The sequence below is a fragment of the Pannonibacter indicus genome (genome assembly GCF_001418225.1).
Lineage (GTDB): Bacteria > Pseudomonadota > Alphaproteobacteria > Rhizobiales > Stappiaceae > Pannonibacter > Pannonibacter indicus.
Map to the genome: position 1 here is coordinate 358,722 of NZ_LIPT01000003.1, position 19,120 is coordinate 377,841.

Below are 19,120 nucleotides of genomic sequence, written 5' to 3' on the forward strand. Positions count from 1 at the left end.
AGTGTTGATGCCTGACCCTCTTCCGTTTCAGGCCCGCCAGAAGGGCTTGGACACTTCGAGAAGAACGGCGGACCGCTCGAGGCCGGCGTCGGCCAGAACGCTGTCGGGCTGCGGCAGCAGCTCCTTGCGCAGCATGCGCCGGTAGCTGATCCGCTCCAGCCAGATGCGGGTCCACACGCCTGCAATGCGGTGCAAGCCGTGGTCTCCGGCGCGGGCGCGGTCCTGCACATGGAGGGATGGGTTCGGGAAAAGGTAGATGACGCTGGGCATGATCTTGCTTTCTGTTCTTTTTTCTTGATGTAGCCGAGGTGACATGCCCCAAAAAATTGAATATTTTTCGGGGTAATGTAACCGGAAGGAACAAAGATGCGCCGTCTCCCTCCGCTGACAGCCCTGCCGGCCTTTGAGGCGGCGGCACGGCTCGGCTCCGTCACGGCCGCCGCAGGGGAGCTTGGGCGCACCCACAGCGCCATAAGCAAGCAGATCGCCCATTTGTCGGAAGACCTTGGCGGCAGCCTGTTCGAGAAGGCCGGCACGGGGCTGAAGCTGACACCGCGCGGCGAACGGCTGCGGGTGGCGGTCACGGCCGTTCTGGACCAGCTGGACGGGGTGTCGCGCGGCCTCAGGGGCGAGGTGGACGGGAACCATATCACCCTGCTGCTCAGCGCCACCCTGGCCACCCGCTGGCTGACCCCCAGATTGCCGCGTCTCTACCGGACCCATCCGGAAATCGAGATCCGCCTGCTGATGGCCGGGCCCAGCCGGGTGCCCGATCACGAATTTGATCTGATGCTGAGCTATGACCGCCTTCGCACGCCCGCTGTGGAGCCCGGTGTCACGCCGATCGGGGACACCTCCTACGGGCCGGTCTGTTCACCGGACTATCCCTTCGGCGTGCAGGACGGCATATGGACCGCACCGGTGAGCCTGACGCATATGGAGGCGGCCGGAAGCTGGCAGGAATGGGCGCGCCGCGCCGGCGTCACGTTCAAGGCAGCGCAAGACCTGGAGCATCCCCACCATATGCTGGCAATTGAGGCCGCGGCCGCCGGGCTGGGGGTGGCCCTTTCGGAGCGCCGGCTGGTCGAGCGTGATCTTGCGACGGGCAGGCTTGTGGCGCCACTGGGCTTTGTGGCGGTTCCAGGCGGGTTCCACGCCAGGATAACGGACAGGACCGCTGCCCGCAAAGCCGTGCGGAGTTTGCTCGGCTGGCTTGCGGAGGAGCTGGAACGGGATCTCCCGTGACGGCGCCGGTGCAATGGGAGCCCCGGCGCGCGCACCTGGACAGCGCCATCACGCGTCAAGGGGAGTGACCTAGCCCTTGGCGCCTTGCCCGCGGGAGTAGATGTCGTCGTAGCGCGTGATGTCGTCTTCGCCAAGATAGGCTCCGGTCTGCACCTCGATCAGCACCATCGGCACCTTGCCGGGGTTTTCCAGCCGGTGGATGGCGCCGAGCGGGATATAGACGGACTGGTTCTCGGTGAGCAGCTGCACCTCCTCATTCACCGTCACCCGTGCGGTGCCCGACACCACGATCCAGTGTTCGGAGCGGTGCACGTGGCTCTGCAGCGACAGGGCTGCACCCGGGTGCACGACGATGCGCTTGACCTGGAACCGGTCGGCAAGCGCCAGCGTTTCGAACCAGCCCCACGGCCGGTGATCGCGCGGGAAGGTCTCGGCCTGGCGCGCGCCTTTTGTCTTCAGCGCCTCGACGGCGAGCTTCACGTCCTGGGCGCGGGACTTGGCGGCCACCAGCACCGCGTCATTCATGGCCACGGCGATCACATCCTTGAGGCCGATTCCGACGATTTGCAGCCCGTCGCTGTCGGAGCGCAGCAGCGTGCCGTCGCAGTCGATGGCGATGGCCTCGCCGCCGAGGCTGTTGCCGCGGCTGTCCGGGCCCATTTCCTTGGCCACCATGTCCCAGCCGCCGAGATCCGACCAGCCGGCGCCAAAGGGCACGGCCGTGAGATTGGAGGCGCGTTCCATCACCGCATAGTCGATGGAAATCGACGGAGCGCGGGCAAAGGCCGCCGGGTCGAGGCGCAGGAAGCCGAGATCGGACTTTGCATCGTCAACCGCGCGGGTGACGGGCTCCATCAGATCGGGCGCCAGTGCATTGAAGGCTTCAAGAATGGTGGAGACCTTGAACAGGAAGATGCCGGCGTTCCACAAGTAGGACCCGGCGGCGAGCATCGCTTCGGCCTTCTCGCGGTCCGGCTTTTCGACAAAACGCTTCAGTGCCACCGGCTCACCCTCTGCGGCGGCGGCGGAAAGCTCCAGCCAGCCATAGCCGGTCTCCGCATGGGTGGGCCGGATGCCGAAGGTGACGATCTGCCCGGCCTCTGCGGCAGGCACACCGGCGGCCACGGCGGCGCGGAAGGCAGCCGGGTTGGGCACCACATGGTCGGAAGGGGCGACCAGCATCAAGCCGTCCGGATCTGACCGGGCAACATAGAGCGCGGCGGCGAGCACGGCCGGGGCCGTGTTGCGTGCCTCCGGCTCGATCAGGATCGCGCCCGGATCAATGCCCGCGGAGGCGAGCTGTTCGGTGACGATAAAGCGGTAATCCGACCCCGTAATGACGACAGGCGCGGCGAAGCCCTCCGCCGAAAGCCGCCTCGCCGAGCCCTGGAACAGGCTTTCCCCGCCGATCAGCGGCGCAAACTGCTTCGGATAGCTCTTGCGCGACAAAGGCCAGAGCCGGGTGCCCGAACCGCCGACGAGGAGAAGGGGAGTGATCATGAAAGCCTCAATACCCGACATCTGCACTTGGTCGCAGCAGATCCGTCCAAGCCCCAGGAGAAGTCTTAGTCGCTTTGATAGGTGTGGTCGAGGGGAAGGGCGTTATACAACACCATTCGCGCGCCGCGCGATTAGCTTCTGTTCCCATTCAAACGCGTGCCGAACAATCAATTCTAGATCGTTATATTTTGGTGTCCAACCGAGCTCTTTGCGGATCCGTTCGTTGCTAGCAACCACTTTTGGTGAGTCTCCGGGGCGTCGATCAGCCTCAACCACTTTGAAATCAACGCCGGATACGCGTTTTACGGTTTCGATGACCTGTCGAACAGAAAAGCCTTCGCCATAACCGCAGTTCATTACGGAGCTTGTCCCTCCCGCATGCAACCGTAACAGTGCCAATCTGTGGGCCTCGACTAGATCACTGACATGGATGTAGTCACGTACGGCCGTGCCATCCGTAGTGTCATAATCACTGCCGAAAAGGCTCATCTGAGGGCGCTGGCCAAGTGCCGTCTGGCAGGCCACCTTGATAAGATGTGTTGCTTCTGGTGTCGATTGTCCCGTCATACCCTTAGGGTCCGCACCAGCCACATTGAAATACCGCAAGGCTGTATACCGGAAGTCATGGGCCGCGCTTACATCGCACAGCATTTGCTCGGTCATTAACTTCGACATTCCATAGGGCGACAGCGGAGAAAGTTGCGCATCCTCTTCCACTGGGACACTCGCAGGATCACCATAAACGGCAGCCGTTGATGAAAAAATGAACTTTCTAATACCACCTTCGATACATGCTTCGATCAGATCGCGTGATGCGGCAGTGTTGTTACGATAGTACTTGAGAGGATCTGAAACGGATTCAGGAACGACGATCGATCCGGCAAAGTGAACTACTGCCTCTACTTTGTGTTCTTCGATGATCCGTCGAATGAGTATTTTGTCGGACACATCTCCGATAATCAGCTTAACACCAGTGGGCAGCAGCCAGCCAAATCCCGTCACGAGACTATCAAGCACCACTACGTGTTCCCCAGCCTCTAAGAGACAATAGACCATATGGCTACCGATATAGCCGGCACCGCCTGTAATTAGTGTAGTCATCTCGAGAATCTCCACTGTGCTAAGTTTAAGATATATTCCTAATTCAATTAATTATAAAAATATTACTTACTCTTCGAGATTTCAGGCGACGTAGAATACTCAAACTCTTGCACGTCGAAAGTGGGCATCTTGGCAGATCTTCCTTTCACCAAATAATTCAGAATATGGCGGTAGATTCTTTGGTTAAGAAAAGCCCTCAGAAGTGATAAGATTGCCATCCTTGCTCCGATAGAACCAAAAGCAAGCGAACGCAGTATCATAAAAAAGGCACGAAAAGGCGTCTCCTTTGCCACCTCATAAGAGAGATATGTCGCTTCAAAGGCACGACGTAGCTTTGGAGAAAGAAAAGGACGCTGTTGAGCATACCAGCGTTTAACATCGCTGGGCCGACGGGGAGCGCCAACTCTGTTTTCTGCAGGTCGGTCGTTCCACAGCGAAAGAACGTCAGGTAGACATCTATATTTCGCACCAGCCCTCTCTAACCGTATCATAAAGTCAACATCCTGCGCCTTTCGAAGGCTTGCGTCAAAGAGAATACGGCGAGCCCAATCGGTACGGACAGAAAGCGTCGATGTCTGTAGGAACTCACGATAACAAAACATCAAATCAGCGATTGAATCGGAATCTTTTGGAAGTTTAGTTGGACGGATAAAGCTTACACCATCCCCTCTATCAACAAGAGCCCTATGAGACCATATCTGTACAGATGGATCTTTATGTGCGCTCGACGCTATAACCGCCAACTTTGAAGTGTGAAATCGATCATCGGAATCGAGAAGCGAGATCCATTCGCCTTTCGCAGCTAGAATTCCTGTATTTCGTGCTGCACCCCCCCCCCCATTCGATTGATAAATATACCTGAAGCGATGGTCGTCTAATTTCGAGACTATCATCTTCAATTCATCGCAGTCTTCAGAGCCGTCGTCGACCACGAGGCATTCGAAGTCCTCGAAAGTTTGTTCCTGGACCGATCTTAGAGTTGGCCAAACAGTAGAGGAGCGGTTAAAAACAGGGATTACGACGGTGAAGCTCACCATTTTTACCTCCAAACATATGAACATGACTGCTTCGATCTTTGTTAATGATCATCATTCCAATAACAAATGTAAGCCAACCAAAATCTGGAAGAAATAATTTTTCGGATGCGGTAATACCGCCAATTGCACTGAGAATCAACAGAATACTTGCAAATAAATTCGAGCTTTTATTTGAATTTAACGAGATCAACGAGCGGATGATCGCCCCACTGACAATAATTAGGAACAAGGTTCCGCCAACGTAGCCATATCTCACATATGCCTCAATATATGAAGAGTGCGCGGTGGCTATAGGCCACCAAATTCCAAAGGAGTACATCTGCGTGCGCAAATCCAAGACATCGTTAAATGACTGTGCACCATAGCCAAGAAAATTGTTGTTTAATATATCTAGAACGAAGAATTCCCAAATTTTATCACGGCCAGTTAAAGTAACATCCTTTCCAAGGGCGTCAAACGCTATATTTGATGAAGTAATATATACAATTATTGATAAGGAAATAAGAATAAGTGAAAAAGTAAGAGCTTGCTTTTGCTCTCGATGAAATAGTCTAGAAAATTTTGAGTACATAAAAAAAGTAAAAGATGAGATGGAAAGAATAATCGCCTGGCCTGAAAAGCTCAGAAAAACGAGTATAGATGAGGAAAAAATAACAAATAACCTGAGAGATCGAGATGATTTTGAGCTGAATAATGCAGATGTCATGAAGAAGAATGCGAAGTAGCCAAGATCATTTTTGTGAGCGGAGAAACCCCGAAATAGTCCTTGATGCGACCCTCGCATTATTGAATACTCTGGAGCGAAGAAAGAAATAAAATTAAACAAAGAGAAAAATAAACAAAATAGAGTTATCTTTCCAATAAGATCTTCAGCATTAAATTTATATATATAAAGATATACATTAAAGTATATAATAATATAGTACATGGATAATTGAATTGATGAGAATTTATTGCTTGAGAAAATTGCAGAGTGAAAAATTATATATATAAAAAATGAGAAAATTAAAGGCTTTTTTAACAAAGATCTATAAATTAAACCCCAGTTTAAAGAAAAAGAAGCTGCAGAAAGGAGTAGCCAAATCGCCGTATATATTCCCGAAAACGGATTCAGCATCTGCTCTGTCTGAAAAACGTCCTCGTAATTATATAGATAATGGTGCCCCCATAGGCCTAAATTAACAAACTTCATGAGACAAAACAAAAATGATATACTTATCAAGATGCTATTTCTTGACTTATCATGATGATAATCGACATATATGTTCTGTTCTATTGAGTGTTGGCTCATATTCTAGGCTTTCTTTTTGTTTTTATCTATTTCTCTTAAGTAAATATCAGATAAAATATTTGATCTTAATTTTATATCAAACCGTTGCGTGACAAAATCTCTTCCTGCTTCACCTAGACTTCTGGCCAAGTCATCATTCAATAGTACTGTCTTTAAAGCCGAGGCTAAACTAGCTGAGCTATTTGGTTCAGCAAGCCAGCCGGTTACTCGGTCAAGAATAGCTTCATTTATTGGGCTTTGGTTGAAAGCGACAACGGGCACTTTCGCACATTGTGCTTCCAACGCAACTATGGGCAAACCTTCAGTGTCGCCGTTTTGAGCTTGAACTGAGGGCATGCACAGAACTTTTGCCCTATCTAGATGGCTCTTTACAACGTCTCTTGGCTGAGCACCCAAAAATTCGATCTTCGCCTGAGGGTGCCTCGGTTGATTCTGTAGGGTCTTTCTAAGGGGGCCATCGCCAATGATTTTAATCGTCGGCGAGAATCCATCCTTCGCAAGGAGTGAGGCTGCCTCGATCAGATAGCGCACGCCTTTCTTTTCGACGAGTCGCCCAACAAAGAGGATATCGACCTGGTCACATGCGGGTGCTGTGGCTGGTGCTGCGAAGCGCTCTAGGTCTATTCCAAGGTAATGAATACCGACTTTATCTTCTGGGAATCCATTATTCAAAGCGGCATCACGTATGTGTTCGGACACAGCTAAAAATCGACTTGCCCTCTCAAACAGTTTGTATCTGCGAAGGGCATAGTTCAATTGATATGGATTTCGTGACATTAAATGAGAACTTAGCTTAGTCGTTGCATCGTAACCATGGAGGGTTACAATTAAGGGTATATTGGCCATCATCGCTAGGGGCATAATTTCAATCGCATCAACGGCGAAGTGAGCATGTATAAGATCAGGCTTTTGCTCAATAAGATTCTTGATTAACGTAGATTTTGAGGGAAACATCAAATGTTTAACGAGATCTCCAATTGAGGGACGGTCTTTGAACTGCGTATGTAAATTTGTTTTAGAGAGGTCGATACCCTCTACCCTCCTAATGCCGGCTACAATTACATCAAAATTTTTCAAAGACTGTATATGATCGTAAACAAACGTCTCTGAAATAGGCAGCAAACGTGACCGATACACCAAAATTTTCTTTTTCATTTCTTCCTCCATCGAGAAATCTTAATTGAAGAAATTTCGTCTTTTGCGATTAACAAAGTCGAGATTATCACGGAAGAGATAGTGAGAACTATCTGTACTAAAAAGAGAAAATAGCTACTCCCGTGTACGAATAATGGAGTTGCTAAACATACTGAAAGTCCAATAAGCCCGGGAACATGGCCACGTAAGATTGCCTTCAGCACCTTGGTGGTTGGAATATTTAGATCACGATTCGCAAGTGCAAAATTTGGAATCAGCATTGCGACATTCATAAAAGCAACGGTGATCGCAAATTGAACTGAATTTAATGATAGGGAGAGGGCTAAAATGAGAATAATAGAAAATGCAACAAAAAGACGAGTAAAGGTAAAGAAAAAGATCCACTTTGTCCTTCCGAACGATACCAGGATCGAAAACAAAAGCGACCCTATCGGAATAAATGCAGACTGAGCGGAAAATATTGAGATGAACTTATAGCTATCATGCAGATTTTCTGGAAAAAGAAAATCGACAAAGGGCTTAGAGCCGGCAATAAATGGCAGAAAGAACGAGCCAGATATAAGAGAGCACAGAAAAAAAGCATGCAAACAGAATTTTTTATATTGATCAATATTTGATTTTATCGAAACGAGAGTAGGAATCATCGAGCGTTCAAGTGCATGCATTAGTATTCTAACAGGTTGATCTGTCAAACGTCGCGCAAATGCGTAAAGCGCAAATACATCTGCACCAAAAAATAAACTCACGAAGAACTGATCTGCTGTCACTACAGCCGAAGTGATTAGGAATGTGGCTATAAGTGGCGCAGAGAACCGCAAATGTTCAACTGCTGTGACGCGATCCGGTAAGGATCTAGGGAGCGGATAACAGAAAAAAGATAGAATACAAAACTCAAAAATCCTCTGAAAAATTAAGTAGACTATTATAGCCTCATAAGAATGGAAAAAGAAAGCAAAGATAATAGCAAAAATAGAACTTGTAAATACAGATATACTCTCTGACAATGCGATTGGACCAAAATTAACGCTTGCCGAAAAACGTGCTTGAGGAATAATAGTCATAGAAGAAATAATAGGGCCAATTGAGATGGCCATGACTGAGAATAATGACCCAAAAATATGATCGATTTCTGTGGAATTATTTAAATAAAAGTAAGAAAGCAAAAATGTTACAATTGATGCGATTACTGATAGGGAGAAATTGAGATAAAATGCAGAAGACTCATATTGATCGAATTTATCGCATTTGTTCATCAGTGACTGAGTAAATGTTTTTGTAGTTAGCGTTGTTCCAATTTCAATTATAAGAAGAAAGAAAAGAGAAACGGCAAGGTCTTGGGTTGGCAATAGCATCCCCATTGCTGTTATCATGCCGATCTGTGTGATTATTCTGATAAGGCGTGAACTCCCATTTAGCGCGATAGCGCTAAATATCCGTTTCTCAGGTGTTCCATTTTGGGCAGGCCGGTGCACGAGCGTCTCTTTCGAATGAAATAAATCGAGGGAGTAAATGCGAACTAAGTACGATTTTTCCTGACCGCGTAGTATGCTATTATCCACAACGCGTATGGTGATGTTGTGAGATAGCGCCAAAGCAAGTGCTTCGGATTGCTGGCGGCGCGGTGCAGCCACTCTATGTTCATTCTCTGCATCCATTTAGGCGCGCGAGGATAGTGGCCCGTTATGTAGTTGTAGCATCCGCCGCACGTCACTGCCCATCGCGCATTCAGAGAATTTCGCCAACGTAAGGCAAATGCTTGCTCTTTCGGCTTTCCTAATCCGATCCATAGAACATCTGGAGAAGTTGAGTTTATATCGTCGACGACCTGGGGCTCTTCCTCTTCCGAGAAATAGCCATTTCTGCGACCGACTATGCGTAAACTCGGGTACATCCGCGCCAGCGTTTCACTGCATAGCCTGTTTACATCCTCAGTTCCGCCGAGCAGATAAAATGAAAGCCCATTTTCCTCACATGCCTTTGCAAAATCATGAAATAAATCGGTAGTAGCGCTTCGTTCTAAGATGCGTTTTTTGCAAATAAATCTTGAAAGTGTTACAATAAAACCCCCATCTGCATGAATAATATCTGCTGACTCTATGCATTCTTTATAATTTTTGTCGCTGGATGCCAGGGCAATGCCATGTCCATTTGCATCGAAAACGAGACGAGCTCGATTTCCTTGCATGGTCGATTTAGCGGCTTTGCAATCCGTCAACATTGCATCTGTTAATTGTTGACGTGATGCACGCACGATCCGATGCCCTCCAATCTCGACAGTCTCAAGCGCTACCCAAATCGAACTCGTTTGAGATCTGGAGTGGCGTGCCGTAGTTGACTCGATCTCGTGTATTTCCATAAGCGCAACCCCTAGTAATGATAGTGGTCTTGATCCTATTTCGCTCACTGAAGCTTTGGATCTCAACATCAGAATCTTGTTCTGCTGAATGAGAGTGGGGTTCAGCCCCGTCTCACACCGGAATATACAAGCCCGTGCCGGTGCGAACCTTCAGCGCTATGAAAGTGCTGCGCAGTTCGCCGCTCATGGATTGCTTGCAATGTTTGCTTGGGCCGTTCGTTGCCTCAATCAGGCGCTGCTGGCCCTCTTGGTTGCGAGCGTTCTCAGTGCGAATGAGCGCGTCAGTCGGAAGGTGTGAGGCGTCGTAACCAATGCCGGTTAAAGCAATATTCATGTCAAATTCCTGAACAAGCGAATTGAGTTGAAGCTCAAGCAATTATCATGCCAATGACCTATGTCGGCTCCGTGCGGCCCAAAAAGCAGACCGTAAATAGCCGACTGTGCCTTCTCAAATATCCAAAGTGTCCCAAGATCTAGTTTTCAGATCTACAAGTACGTCACTTCGCGCATTACTAACTGATTTTAATGTCAGTTTCAATTCGGAGCAGAGACGGTGACAGCTGCTAGCCGCTTAACGTTTGATTAAGATTAACGCCGACCAATCCGATCCAGCCTAACGGTAAGCAGGCTGGATCGGCGCTTGGGTTGATGCGCTTCGTCAGCTTGCCGCAAATTTCAGCAGGCGAAGGGCATTGAAGTCGGAGATGCCGCCGCCGACGCGCTTGGTTGCATAGAACAGGATATAGGGCTTGGCGGAATAGGGGTCACGCAGGATCTGCACGCCTTGGCGGTCCACGATCAGGTAGGCTCGCCGAAAGTCGCCAAAGGCAATGGAGCTGCTGCCGGCGCTGATCACGGGCATCTCGTCGCATTCGGTGATGGGAAAGCCCATCAGCGACATGCGGAACCCGTCTGCAATGCTGGTCTGGAACAGGTAGCTGCCATCCCCGGTCTTCAATCGCCGCACTGCGCTCAAGGTCATCCGGTTCATCAGGAAACCACCGTTCTTGCGGTAGCGGGCGGGCAGGGCGTGGACTAGCTCGATCAAGCTATCGGCCCCGTTCTTCGCATCGAAGCCTCCGGCGGTCCCGGTCAGGCTGGTGCCGACGCTGCCGAAGGCAGGCGTGCTGCTCACCTGCTGCGGATAGGAGAGAATGCCGCGCGGGCTGGCGCTGCCGCTGCCGGAGATGAAGGCCTCCGTCTCCTGTGCGCTGAAGGCATCGGCCAGTTCCTGCACCAGCCAGCTTTCCACATCGATGATGGCATCATCCAGCAACTGCTTGGTCGTCACCGGCATGGCATAAAGCTCCATGGCCGGGAAGGAGAGTTCTGCAATCTGCGGTGTGCTGGTGGCCGGGCGCTCTGCTGTTTCCGCCACCCAGCCGGTGCCCGGCCCGGAGATGGAAAAGGGGCGCTTGTAAACCGCCGTGGAAATGGTCATCACCGAGGCAATCGAGCGGATAGGGGACTCGGCCTTCAGCGACGTGTGCAACTGTTCGTCCATTTCCGGATGCACGATGAAGCCGCCATCGGCTTCCGACCCCACCGAAAGCCCCTTGATTTCCAGGCTGTCGAAGCCGTCCGTCTTGCCCTTGCGGATATAGGTGTCAAAGGCTGACTTCTGCTCGTTCGGCCCCTGAGGCAGATCCTGCCCAAGATGGGGCCGCTGTGCCCGCAGCAGGTTGCGGGTCATCTCGTCAAGGCGGTTCTCGATCCGCATGAGCTTTTGCTCGGTCAGCGGGTCCGCCCCCTTCTGCGTGGTGATCTCGCGCAGGCGCTCGTCATTCACCGCCTTGAAATCCTCAAACACGCGCAGGTGTTCCTCGAACTGCTGCTCCAGCGCAGCGGTTACAGCCGTTTCCTGATGCTGCCGCGGCTCGATGCCATAGGCCTTGTATTCAAGCCCGGCACGGGGCGCCAGAAAGCTGCCCTCCTTGAAGTTTGCACCGTAAAGATCTGCCGATTGCATGCTGTCCATGCTGCTTTCGATCCGGTCTTCCATGTCTGCGCCTTCCTCTTCTGTGTTCCTTGTGATGGAGGCGCCGCCCGCCCTGAAGAAGCCCCGCGCCGCATCCGGTTGCCTTGCTGCCGATGGTCGAAACTCATCGGGTCGATGTCTTGGCCGCTGGCGTCCCGCCATTGCCTGGCAGGGCGCCGCTGCTTGCAACCACTCAGCAACAACAGGAAGATATTCCTACAGGTCCGGGGAGTGAGGATAAGTTTTCAAGGGTTATTTTTTTGTTCCTGAATTCAGCGGGTTACGGTGGGCTCAATTGGTAAGGGCGTTGGTAAGTGCTGGTATGCACCTTTCAGTGGTGGCCACTTGCCTCAGTCTCACGTGCCCTTGCCTTATCTGCGCTTGCCTCATTTGCGCCCGTCCCGGGGTTCTGGATCGGGGAGGCATCAGCCCCGCGAGGCTCAGGCGCTGTGCGCGGGAACACAAGACCCCGGTGAGACGGGCTCACCGGGGTCTTGTCTCATATCAAGGCTCCGACCCCAGCGCTGAGGTGCCGAAGCATCACGCCTTGAACTTGCTGAAGCGGTACACGGGTTGAACTGCTCCCGATGCGGTGAGGCGCATCGGGAGTTGGTATCAGGCGCCGGCGGCGAGGCGGACGGCGATGAGCCGGGCGGCGTCACCGGTCAGCGGCCCCTGGCGGCAGCGCTCGCCGGAAGGGCCTGCATCACACAGCGCGCTGATGGCGCGGATGGTGTCCCGGGTGAGCAGGCCGTTGAGCGGCCCCTTGTACAGCCCGCGTGCCTGCATCTCGTCCTGCACGAGATAGACAAAGGCATTGGCATTGGACCAGCGCAAAGTGATGAGCAGGTTGAGGCGCGTCTGCTGCGGGGCCTGCCTGAAAGCCTCGGCCAGCGCCGTAAAATCGGCGCGGGAACTGGCCGCAACGCCGCGGATCATCAGTTCCTCGCGCGCCACAAAATTCGGCCCCAAGAGGGCGGCATGGGCGGCCAGTGCGGCCCGCGCCTTGGCCGGATTCGGCTTCAGCAGTTTGCCGGTTCCGCTGCGGTGGAGGCTGACGAGCCGCCGCGCCGCATCCGCGTTGCCGGAAGCTGCCGCTTTTTCCAGCCTGGCCAGCGCACCGGCAGGATTGGCCCTGGTGCCCTTGCCGCGCAGCATCCACTCGGCGGCCAGCACGGCGGCGGCCGGAATGTTCCGCGCCTCCGCTTCCTTCAGATAGGCCGCGGCCTTTGCCTGGCTCGACTGGCGGCCGAACTGGCCGTCCATATGCCCCCGGGCAAGATCAAGCAGCGCGGTGCTATTGCCTTCCGCTGCTGCGCGCTCCAGGTGGGAGAGGGCCTTGCCCGGGTTCTGCCCGGCCAACTGGCCGGTCCGGTAGGCATTGCCAAGGCGCAGCAGGGCCGTGGCATTGCCCTGTGCTGCGGCCTCTTCAAGCAGCCGGATTCCTTCGCCTCTGTCTGCCGCAACGAGTTCGCCGCGCAGCAGCACATCCGCGAGGGCCAGCATCGCGGAGGCATTTCCGGCCTCGGCCTGCTCCCGCAGCAGGCTGATGCCCTTCTCCGTGTCCTGCGGCTCGCCCTGGCCCCAAAGCGCGGCCTCGGCCAGCCGGAGTGCTGCGTTTGATGCACCGGCCGACTGGGCCGCCTCGAAGGCGGCCAGCGCCTTCGCCGCATCGGCCGGCACGCCGATGCCGTCGCGGTAGATTTCCCCAAGGCGGAGAGAGCTGGCGGCGTTTCCGGCTTCGGCGGCCTGGGTCAGGTAGTCAACGGCCCTGGCGCCATCCACCGGAATGGGGCCGCCGCGCGAATAAAGATCGCCCAGGGTGTGAAGCGCCCAGCGGTCGCCGGTCTCCGCCACTTCGCTCAGCAGGGCAAGGCCCTCTTCCGGGCTGGCTTCAACGCCCTCGCCGTTGATGAGAGCTAGAGCATAAGCACGCTTGCCACCGGTATTGCCGTTGTCTGCGGCGGACTTGAAAAAGGCGGCTGCCCTGGCCCGATCCTTGTCCACGCCAATGCCGTCCCGGTAAATTTCCCCCAGACGGAGAGAACTGGCGGCATTTCCGGCTTCTGCGGCACGGGTCAGATAGTCAACGGCCCTGGCCCCATCCACCGGAATGGGGCCGCCGCGCGAATAAAGGTCACCCAGATTGTGAAGCGCCCCGCGGTCACCGGTCTCTGCGACTTCTGTCAGCAGGGCAAGGCCCTCTTCCGGATTGGCTGCAACGCCCTCGCCACTGATGAGGGCACGGGCATAGGCGCGCCTGCCGGCGGCATTGCCATTGTCTGCGGCCGATTTGAAGAAGGCGGCTGCCCTGGCCTGATCCTTGTCCACGCCAATGCCGTCCCGGTAAATTTCGCCCAGGCGGACATAGCTGGAGGCATTTCCGGCTTCGGCGGCGCGGGTCAGATAGTCAACGGCCCTGGCGCCATCCACCGGCACCAGGCCGCCGCGCGAATAGAGATCACCAAGGGCGTGGAGGGCATCCTTGTCGTCCGCCGAGGCCGCGTCTTCCAGGTGCTGTACTGCGGTCTGTAGAGCGGCTTCGTCCGTGCCCTGCCGCACGATCTCGCGCAGGTCCTGTATGCTCGGCGTCTCCGGCGCGGTCTGTGCGTAACTGTCAGAGACTCCCGGCAGGACTATTGCTGACGAGAGCAAAAGATAGGCAGCGGCCATCCTGCCGAAACGGGGCAGAGCGGCGCAGCGCCAAAAAGAACTGGTCTTTCCACTCTTTAGGTCAAGATTTAGATCAAGGTTCAGGTATTGTATTGGCATGGCAAATTGCCTCCGGAATGCAGGCGAAAATCATGTATGAAAATGATCGTGATCATTAAAATTTTAAACAGACATGTCAACCTTTGTCATTTGATTTGACGGCTGTTTATGTATTTCTGTGCGTTTCCCGAATATAGTGTTCGCGCTTTATTTGTTGGGATTTTTTACCGCGTCAATGTTCGTGCCGGGTGATAAATAAAACAGCAAGTCTTACGGTTTGTTGCCGGGGCGGGCAGGTGATGCCAGCTCCCGATAAGCTTGACGCATCGGGATCCGGTACAGCCTGAGCGGCATCCGCGTATTTTCGGGGCGTCATGCGGCAGCATTGCGGCGCCTTGATATTGAACGGCGTCATACCCGTCCTGACCGGATGCCACGGGCCCATGACCCTGCAGGCCAGGAGCGGATTTCCAGAAGACGGGGCATCGTCAGACGGGGGACTGTCCGCTGGCTGCGGCCTCCGCCGCCCGGAGGGCGTTGAAACCGGTCACGCGAATACGGGCGAGCAATGCAATTGCCGCAACCTGATGTCTGCGGAGCTGCTTTCCCGAAGAAAAACATGCGCTTGCCGGAAACGAAATCGGCCGGCGGACTGGCCTGTGAGCTGGTCTGTGTGCTGGCCGGCGGGCTGGATGGATCTGCTGAAGCCGCGCTTGCAGTCTGCTGCCGCATGGGGCAAAGCTGCCATGTTTGCGGTGGCGGGCTGCCGCCGGTGCAGGCTTCGTTTCGAAGGAAAGACATTTGCCATGACGACACTCATCACCGGCGGCGCCGGCTATATCGGCAGCCACATGGCCCATTGCCTGGTGCGGGCGGGGGAGAAGGTTGTTGTGCTCGACAATCTCACCACCGGCTTCGGCTGGGCGCTGCCTGCTGAGGCACAGCTGGTGGTGGGCGATGTGGCCGATGCCGCGCTGGTGGGCCGCCTGCTGGCGGATCATGGCATCGAGGCGGTGATCCATTTCGCCGGATCCGTCATCGTGCCGGAGTCGGTCTCCGATCCGCTGAAATATTACCGCAACAACACCTCCGCCTCGCGCAGCCTCATCGAGGCCTGCGTCACGGCCGGGGTGGACAAGTTCATCTTTTCCTCCACGGCCGCCGTCTATGGCGATCCGCTCAGCGTGCCGGTGCCGGAGGATGCGCCGCTGGTGCCGCTGTCGCCCTATGGCATGTCCAAGCTGATGACGGAGCTGATGCTGAAGGATGTCAGCGCCGCGCATGACTTCCGATACACGGCGCTGCGCTATTTCAATGTGGCCGGGGCTGATCCGGAGGGCGCGACGGGGCAGAGCACGCCGCAAGCAACCCATCTCATCAAGGTGGCCTGCGAGACGGCACTTGGCCAGCGGCCGCAGATGAGCCTGTTCGGCAGCGATTATGACACCGTGGATGGCACGGCGGTGCGCGACTATATCCATGTGAGCGATCTTGTGGAGGCGCACCGGCTGGCGCTTTTGCGCCTGCGCGAAGGCGGGGCCAGCGCGGTGATGAACTGCGGCTATGGCGAGGGCTATTCCGTGCGCCAGGTCATTGAAACGGTGAAAGCCGTTTCGGGCATAGATTTCAAGGTGGAGGAAGCCCCGCGCCGGGCGGGCGATTCGCCAAAGGTGGTGGCGGACAGCGCCCGCGCCCGGCAGGAACTGGGCTGGCAGCCGAAATACAATGATCTCGAGCTGATCGTCCGCCATGCTTTCGCCTGGGAGGAGACGCTGAAGGCTCGCCGGGTCAATTCGGTACAAGAGGGGTGACGGGAGGCGGCGGGACCGCATCAGGCTTCCGGTGCTGGCGCATTATGCCAAGGCTTTCGATGCTGAGGCATCACGCTTGAAATGGCTCATGCGCCGCAGGGGCTTGAGCACCTCCCGGTGAGCCGGGCTCACCGGGAGGTGGTATAAACGGGCCGCTGCCGCCACAGGCCGGGTCACCGCCAGCCCACAGCCGTCACCAGAGGTGCTGCGCCAAACGGGCTTTCCGGCACGGACAGGCCGGCCGGGCCTGCGGCTGTGGCGGCGCTTGTGTCCAATGACAGCGTTGCACCGGATGCGGCAGCCAGCGTCACATTGCTGGTGCCTTGCGGCAGATGCAGGGTGAGCGTATCCGCCGGCCGCAGGACAGGGCTCCCGCGCGTCGGCACCGGGGCGGCCAGCCCCCGCGCGGACAGGTTCGCAGCGGGCGAAAGCTCCAGATGCGCACCGGCGATCCGCAAGGTCAGGTCGAAAGCGCCGGAAAGGGTCAGTTCCAGCCCGAATCTGAGGCGCGACGTCCCGCTGTTCTGGACCGTCCAGCTCTTGCTGAAGTGCGCAAGCTCCAGGGCGGCGGCGGACGGGACGACGGTTTCGAGTTGCTTTGTGAGATAGATGTTGCCTGCGGCCAGTTCTGTCAGGCGCAAGCGGCAGGTGACGTTGCCGAGGCTGCCGGCCGCAAGCACCAGGTTCAGGTTGCTGAGAACTGCCGCGCTGCTCCCCGCTGTGATGCCGAGGTGCTGGTCTTCGGCATTGGAAAAGTAAAGCTGCAGGTCCGTGGCAGTGGAATTGCCCCAGAAGCGGACATCCACGTAAGGCAGGCCGCCAAAGCTGCCTTTGGCGGTAATCCGGGCCCGGATGGTGGAGCCATCCACCCGGGATTGCCCCCAGCTGCCGGGCAGTCCGTTCAATGTATCGGTGGTGGAAAGGCTTGCCCCGGTTCCGGTGCTGTCCGCGATGGCATTGCTGACCACCGGAGAGAGAAACAGGCCAAGGTCCGTGCGGGCAGGCACATGGGCGGCAAAACCCTGATAGCTGCCGGTACTGTCAGGGGCGAGGGCTTCGCCGGCGCGCGTCAGGCTGAAGGCGGCGGCCGGTGTGATGCTGCGCCCGCCTGTCATATAGCGGTGCTTGCGGAAGTCGGCGGCATAATGCGCCCCGCGCGGCCACCAGCCGCCGCCCTGCATCGGGGCCGCAAGGCCAAGACCCAGCACCGGCCCCAGACAGAGGCTGGGCGCCGCGAGCGAGGGAACGGCGGCGCTCACAGCAGGCCAACCAGGCCGGAGGCGGTGGTGCCGGTGGCTTTCACCGCCGTGGTGCGCAGCGGCAGCAGGCTGCCATCGGGCACGTTGGTGAGGGTGATTGCCGCGCCGCTGCGCAGGGTCAGGGCGAGCGAGCCGCCCGTGCCCACATAGATTGCGCGCACCACTTCGCTCAAGGCGGCGCTGTCGCTGGGGGTAATGGAAAAACCGTGACTGGCGGGGGCTGTCAGGCCGGCGCCATGGCTGTCGAAGCGGTCCGTCATCGTATCTGTCTCCTTGCAGCAGGCCGCGCCTGCGAGGAGGACAGAATAGGGCTGCCGCGGGAGGCGGGGATAAGCCGCCGGCAGCGTGACGCTGGCAGGCAGCGCAGTGCAATCAGGCAGGCGGTGGGGCGGAGCGGGGCAGGGATTTGAGTCTGGCCGGAACAGTGTGACCAGGATTTGCGATGATTTTCAGGTGCTTGTAGACGCCGTCTTCCGGCGGGCTTCGGCAAAATTAGCGAAGAGGGATGGCTGGGGCGGGAGGATTCGAACCTCCGAATGTCGGTACCAAAAACCGATGCCTTACCACTTGGCGACGCCCCAGAATGAGGAACAAGCGGTGTGTGACCGCGCCTCAGGCGCGCTGTATGCCTCAAGCCCGGCGCGGGCGCAAGCCTTCCAGTCAAACACCTTCTACACATCCACATGATGCGCAGGGCCGCATTTCGTGAAACAGGAGAGGCGGTGCAGGGACTTATCCACTGCCGGAGGGCCGATTGTGGAGCACTGGCAAACTTTCTTTGCCGATGTGCGAGAGGGGGCTTGCGGGGTCAAAAAAGCGGTGCTAATACCCGCCACATCGACGGGGCAGCGCCCCGGCGGTTCCCGGCCCGGGTCTCCCGGTGCTCGACTGGATCGGAGTGTAGCGCAGCCTGGTAGCGCACCTCGTTCGGGACGAGGGGGTCGAGTGTTCGAATCACTCCACTCCGACCATCCAGTTTTCTTCCGCAAAACCAAATAGATAGCCGCCCTTTGGCGGAACGGTCATGCCGTTTGTGCCGCAATTCCGGATAAAGCCGCACATTCTGCGCCGCCCCGGAGACCGGTGTGCGCTCAGGGGAAAATGACTCACCCACAAAGAAAAAGCCGGAGACATGCGCCTCCGGCCTTATGTGTTCCCGTTCCGGTTTCCCCAACTGGATCAGAGCGCTTCCAGCATCGCGGCGGCACCGGAAACGGTGGCCTGGCCGGGGGCGTCTTCCACGTTGAGGGCGGTGACAACGCCGTCCTTGGCGATGAGGGCGAAGCGCTTGGAGCGGATGCCCATGCCGAAACCTGAGGCGTCCAGCTCAAGGCCCAGTTCCTTCACGTAGGACGCGCTGCCATCGGCGAGGAAAAGGATCTTGTCGCCGGCGCTGGTGGCCTTCTTCCAGGCATCCATGACGAACATGTCATTCACGGAAACCACGGCGATGGTGTCCACGCCCTTGGCCTTGAAGGCATCGAAATGCTCGACGAAGCCCGGCAGGTGATTCATGTGGCAGGTCGGGGTGAAGGCGCCCGGCACACCGAACAGGACAACGGTCTTGCCGTTGAAGATGTCGCTGGCCTTCATCTCCACCGGGCCGTCGCCGCCGATGACCTTGAAAACGCCGTCCGGCAGACGGTCGCCAATCTTGATGCTCATCCGGATCTCT

The 19,120-nt window shown here is 56.0% G+C and carries 16 protein-coding genes and 2 tRNA genes; 3 read left to right on the forward strand and 15 right to left on the reverse strand.

Translation table 11 applies throughout. The features are described 5' to 3' along the window. Window positions 1-27: 27 nt before the first annotated feature. Window positions 28-270 carry a DUF1127 domain-containing protein gene (locus tag ASC48_RS07485; protein WP_055455115.1) on the reverse strand — a complete coding sequence of 81 codons (243 nt, stop codon included), beginning with the start codon at window positions 268-270 and terminating at the stop codon, window positions 28-30. A gap of 96 nt (window positions 271-366) precedes the next feature. Here ASC48_RS07485 and ASC48_RS07490 point away from each other — a divergent pair, with 96 nt between their 5' ends. Beyond that, a complete protein-coding gene (locus ASC48_RS07490) occupies window positions 367-1,245 on the forward strand; it encodes a LysR substrate-binding domain-containing protein (protein WP_055455116.1) in 879 nt (292 codons plus the stop codon). A 69-nt stretch (window positions 1,246-1,314) separates the two neighbouring features. Here ASC48_RS07490 and ASC48_RS07495 read toward each other — a convergent pair whose 3' ends face one another. The 10 genes from ASC48_RS07495 to ASC48_RS07525 all read right to left on the reverse strand — a co-directional run bounded on the left by ASC48_RS07495 (window position 1,315) and on the right by ASC48_RS07525 (window position 14,225). Next, complete coding sequence (locus tag ASC48_RS07495) at window positions 1,315-2,745, reverse strand: mannose-1-phosphate guanylyltransferase/mannose-6-phosphate isomerase (protein WP_055455307.1); 1,431 nt, start codon at window positions 2,743-2,745, stop codon at window positions 1,315-1,317. 102 nt (window positions 2,746-2,847) lie between these two features. Then, entirely contained in the window at window positions 2,848-3,846 is a 999-nt protein-coding gene (gene galE / locus ASC48_RS07500) for a UDP-glucose 4-epimerase GalE (RefSeq protein WP_072242563.1), read from the reverse strand. A 62-nt stretch (window positions 3,847-3,908) separates the two neighbouring features. After that, complete coding sequence (locus ASC48_RS19275; protein WP_072242551.1) at window positions 3,909-4,883, reverse strand: glycosyltransferase family 2 protein; 975 nt, start codon at window positions 4,881-4,883, stop codon at window positions 3,909-3,911. Then, on the reverse strand, window positions 4,849-6,000 hold the full coding sequence (locus ASC48_RS19495) for an O-antigen ligase family protein (protein WP_167345118.1): 1,152 nt from the start codon (window positions 5,998-6,000) through the stop codon (window positions 4,849-4,851). Before ASC48_RS19495 ends, ASC48_RS19275 begins: the two co-directional genes overlap by 35 nt. 177 nt (window positions 6,001-6,177) lie before the next feature. Further along, window positions 6,178-7,329: a glycosyltransferase gene (locus ASC48_RS19280; protein ID WP_072242553.1), complete on the reverse strand. Its 1,152-nt coding sequence runs from the start codon at window positions 7,327-7,329 to the stop codon at window positions 6,178-6,180. Continuing rightward, the gene (locus ASC48_RS19285) at window positions 7,326-8,960 is read right to left on the reverse strand and encodes an oligosaccharide flippase family protein (protein ID WP_167345119.1); all 1,635 of its coding nucleotides are present in this window, start codon (window positions 8,958-8,960) and stop codon (window positions 7,326-7,328) included. Before ASC48_RS19285 ends, ASC48_RS19280 begins: the two co-directional genes overlap by 4 nt. Continuing rightward, window positions 8,846-9,580, reverse strand: coding sequence for a WecB/TagA/CpsF family glycosyltransferase (locus ASC48_RS07510; RefSeq protein ID WP_208975590.1), 735 nt, complete (start codon window positions 9,578-9,580; stop codon window positions 8,846-8,848). Before ASC48_RS07510 ends, ASC48_RS19285 begins: the two co-directional genes overlap by 115 nt. Before the next feature lie 217 nt (window positions 9,581-9,797). Then, the gene (locus tag ASC48_RS07515; RefSeq protein WP_055455119.1) at window positions 9,798-10,019 is read right to left on the reverse strand and encodes a hypothetical protein; all 222 of its coding nucleotides are present in this window, start codon (window positions 10,017-10,019) and stop codon (window positions 9,798-9,800) included. Between the two features lie 324 nt (window positions 10,020-10,343). Then, window positions 10,344-11,687 (reverse strand): phage major capsid protein, encoded by a 1,344-nt coding sequence (locus ASC48_RS07520; protein WP_197717579.1) that lies wholly within the window; start codon window positions 11,685-11,687, stop codon window positions 10,344-10,346. Between the two features lie 591 nt (window positions 11,688-12,278). After that, on the reverse strand, window positions 12,279-14,225 hold the full coding sequence (locus tag ASC48_RS07525; RefSeq protein WP_055455120.1) for a tetratricopeptide repeat protein: 1,947 nt from the start codon (window positions 14,223-14,225) through the stop codon (window positions 12,279-12,281). A 956-nt stretch (window positions 14,226-15,181) separates the two neighbouring features. Between ASC48_RS07525 and galE (ASC48_RS07530) the strand changes: the two genes are divergently transcribed. Then, on the forward strand, window positions 15,182-16,186 hold the full coding sequence (galE, locus tag ASC48_RS07530) for a UDP-glucose 4-epimerase GalE (RefSeq protein WP_072242564.1): 1,005 nt from the start codon (window positions 15,182-15,184) through the stop codon (window positions 16,184-16,186). Window positions 16,187-16,359: 173 nt separating this feature from the next. Here the strand turns inward: galE (ASC48_RS07530) and ASC48_RS07535 are convergent, their stop codons facing one another. From ASC48_RS07535 to ASC48_RS07545, 3 genes are all read right to left on the reverse strand, one after another. Beyond that, window positions 16,360-17,445 carry a hypothetical protein gene (locus ASC48_RS07535; protein WP_055455121.1) on the reverse strand — a complete coding sequence of 362 codons (1,086 nt, stop codon included), beginning with the start codon at window positions 17,443-17,445 and terminating at the stop codon, window positions 16,360-16,362. Further along, window positions 17,442-17,705 carry a spike base protein, RCAP_Rcc01079 family gene (locus ASC48_RS07540; protein ID WP_055455122.1) on the reverse strand — a complete coding sequence of 88 codons (264 nt, stop codon included), beginning with the start codon at window positions 17,703-17,705 and terminating at the stop codon, window positions 17,442-17,444. Before ASC48_RS07540 ends, ASC48_RS07535 begins: the two co-directional genes overlap by 4 nt. A 246-nt stretch (window positions 17,706-17,951) precedes the next feature. Continuing rightward, window positions 17,952-18,026, reverse strand: a tRNA-Gln gene (locus ASC48_RS07545). Window positions 18,027-18,339: 313 nt separating this feature from the next. Here ASC48_RS07545 and ASC48_RS07550 point away from each other — a divergent pair. Then, window positions 18,340-18,416 (forward strand) — tRNA-Pro (locus ASC48_RS07550). 208 nt (window positions 18,417-18,624) lie between these two features. Here ASC48_RS07550 and ASC48_RS07555 read toward each other — a convergent pair. Continuing rightward, window positions 18,625-19,110, reverse strand: coding sequence for a peroxiredoxin (locus ASC48_RS07555; RefSeq protein WP_055455123.1), 486 nt, complete (start codon window positions 19,108-19,110; stop codon window positions 18,625-18,627). Window positions 19,111-19,120 lie beyond the last annotated feature (10 nt).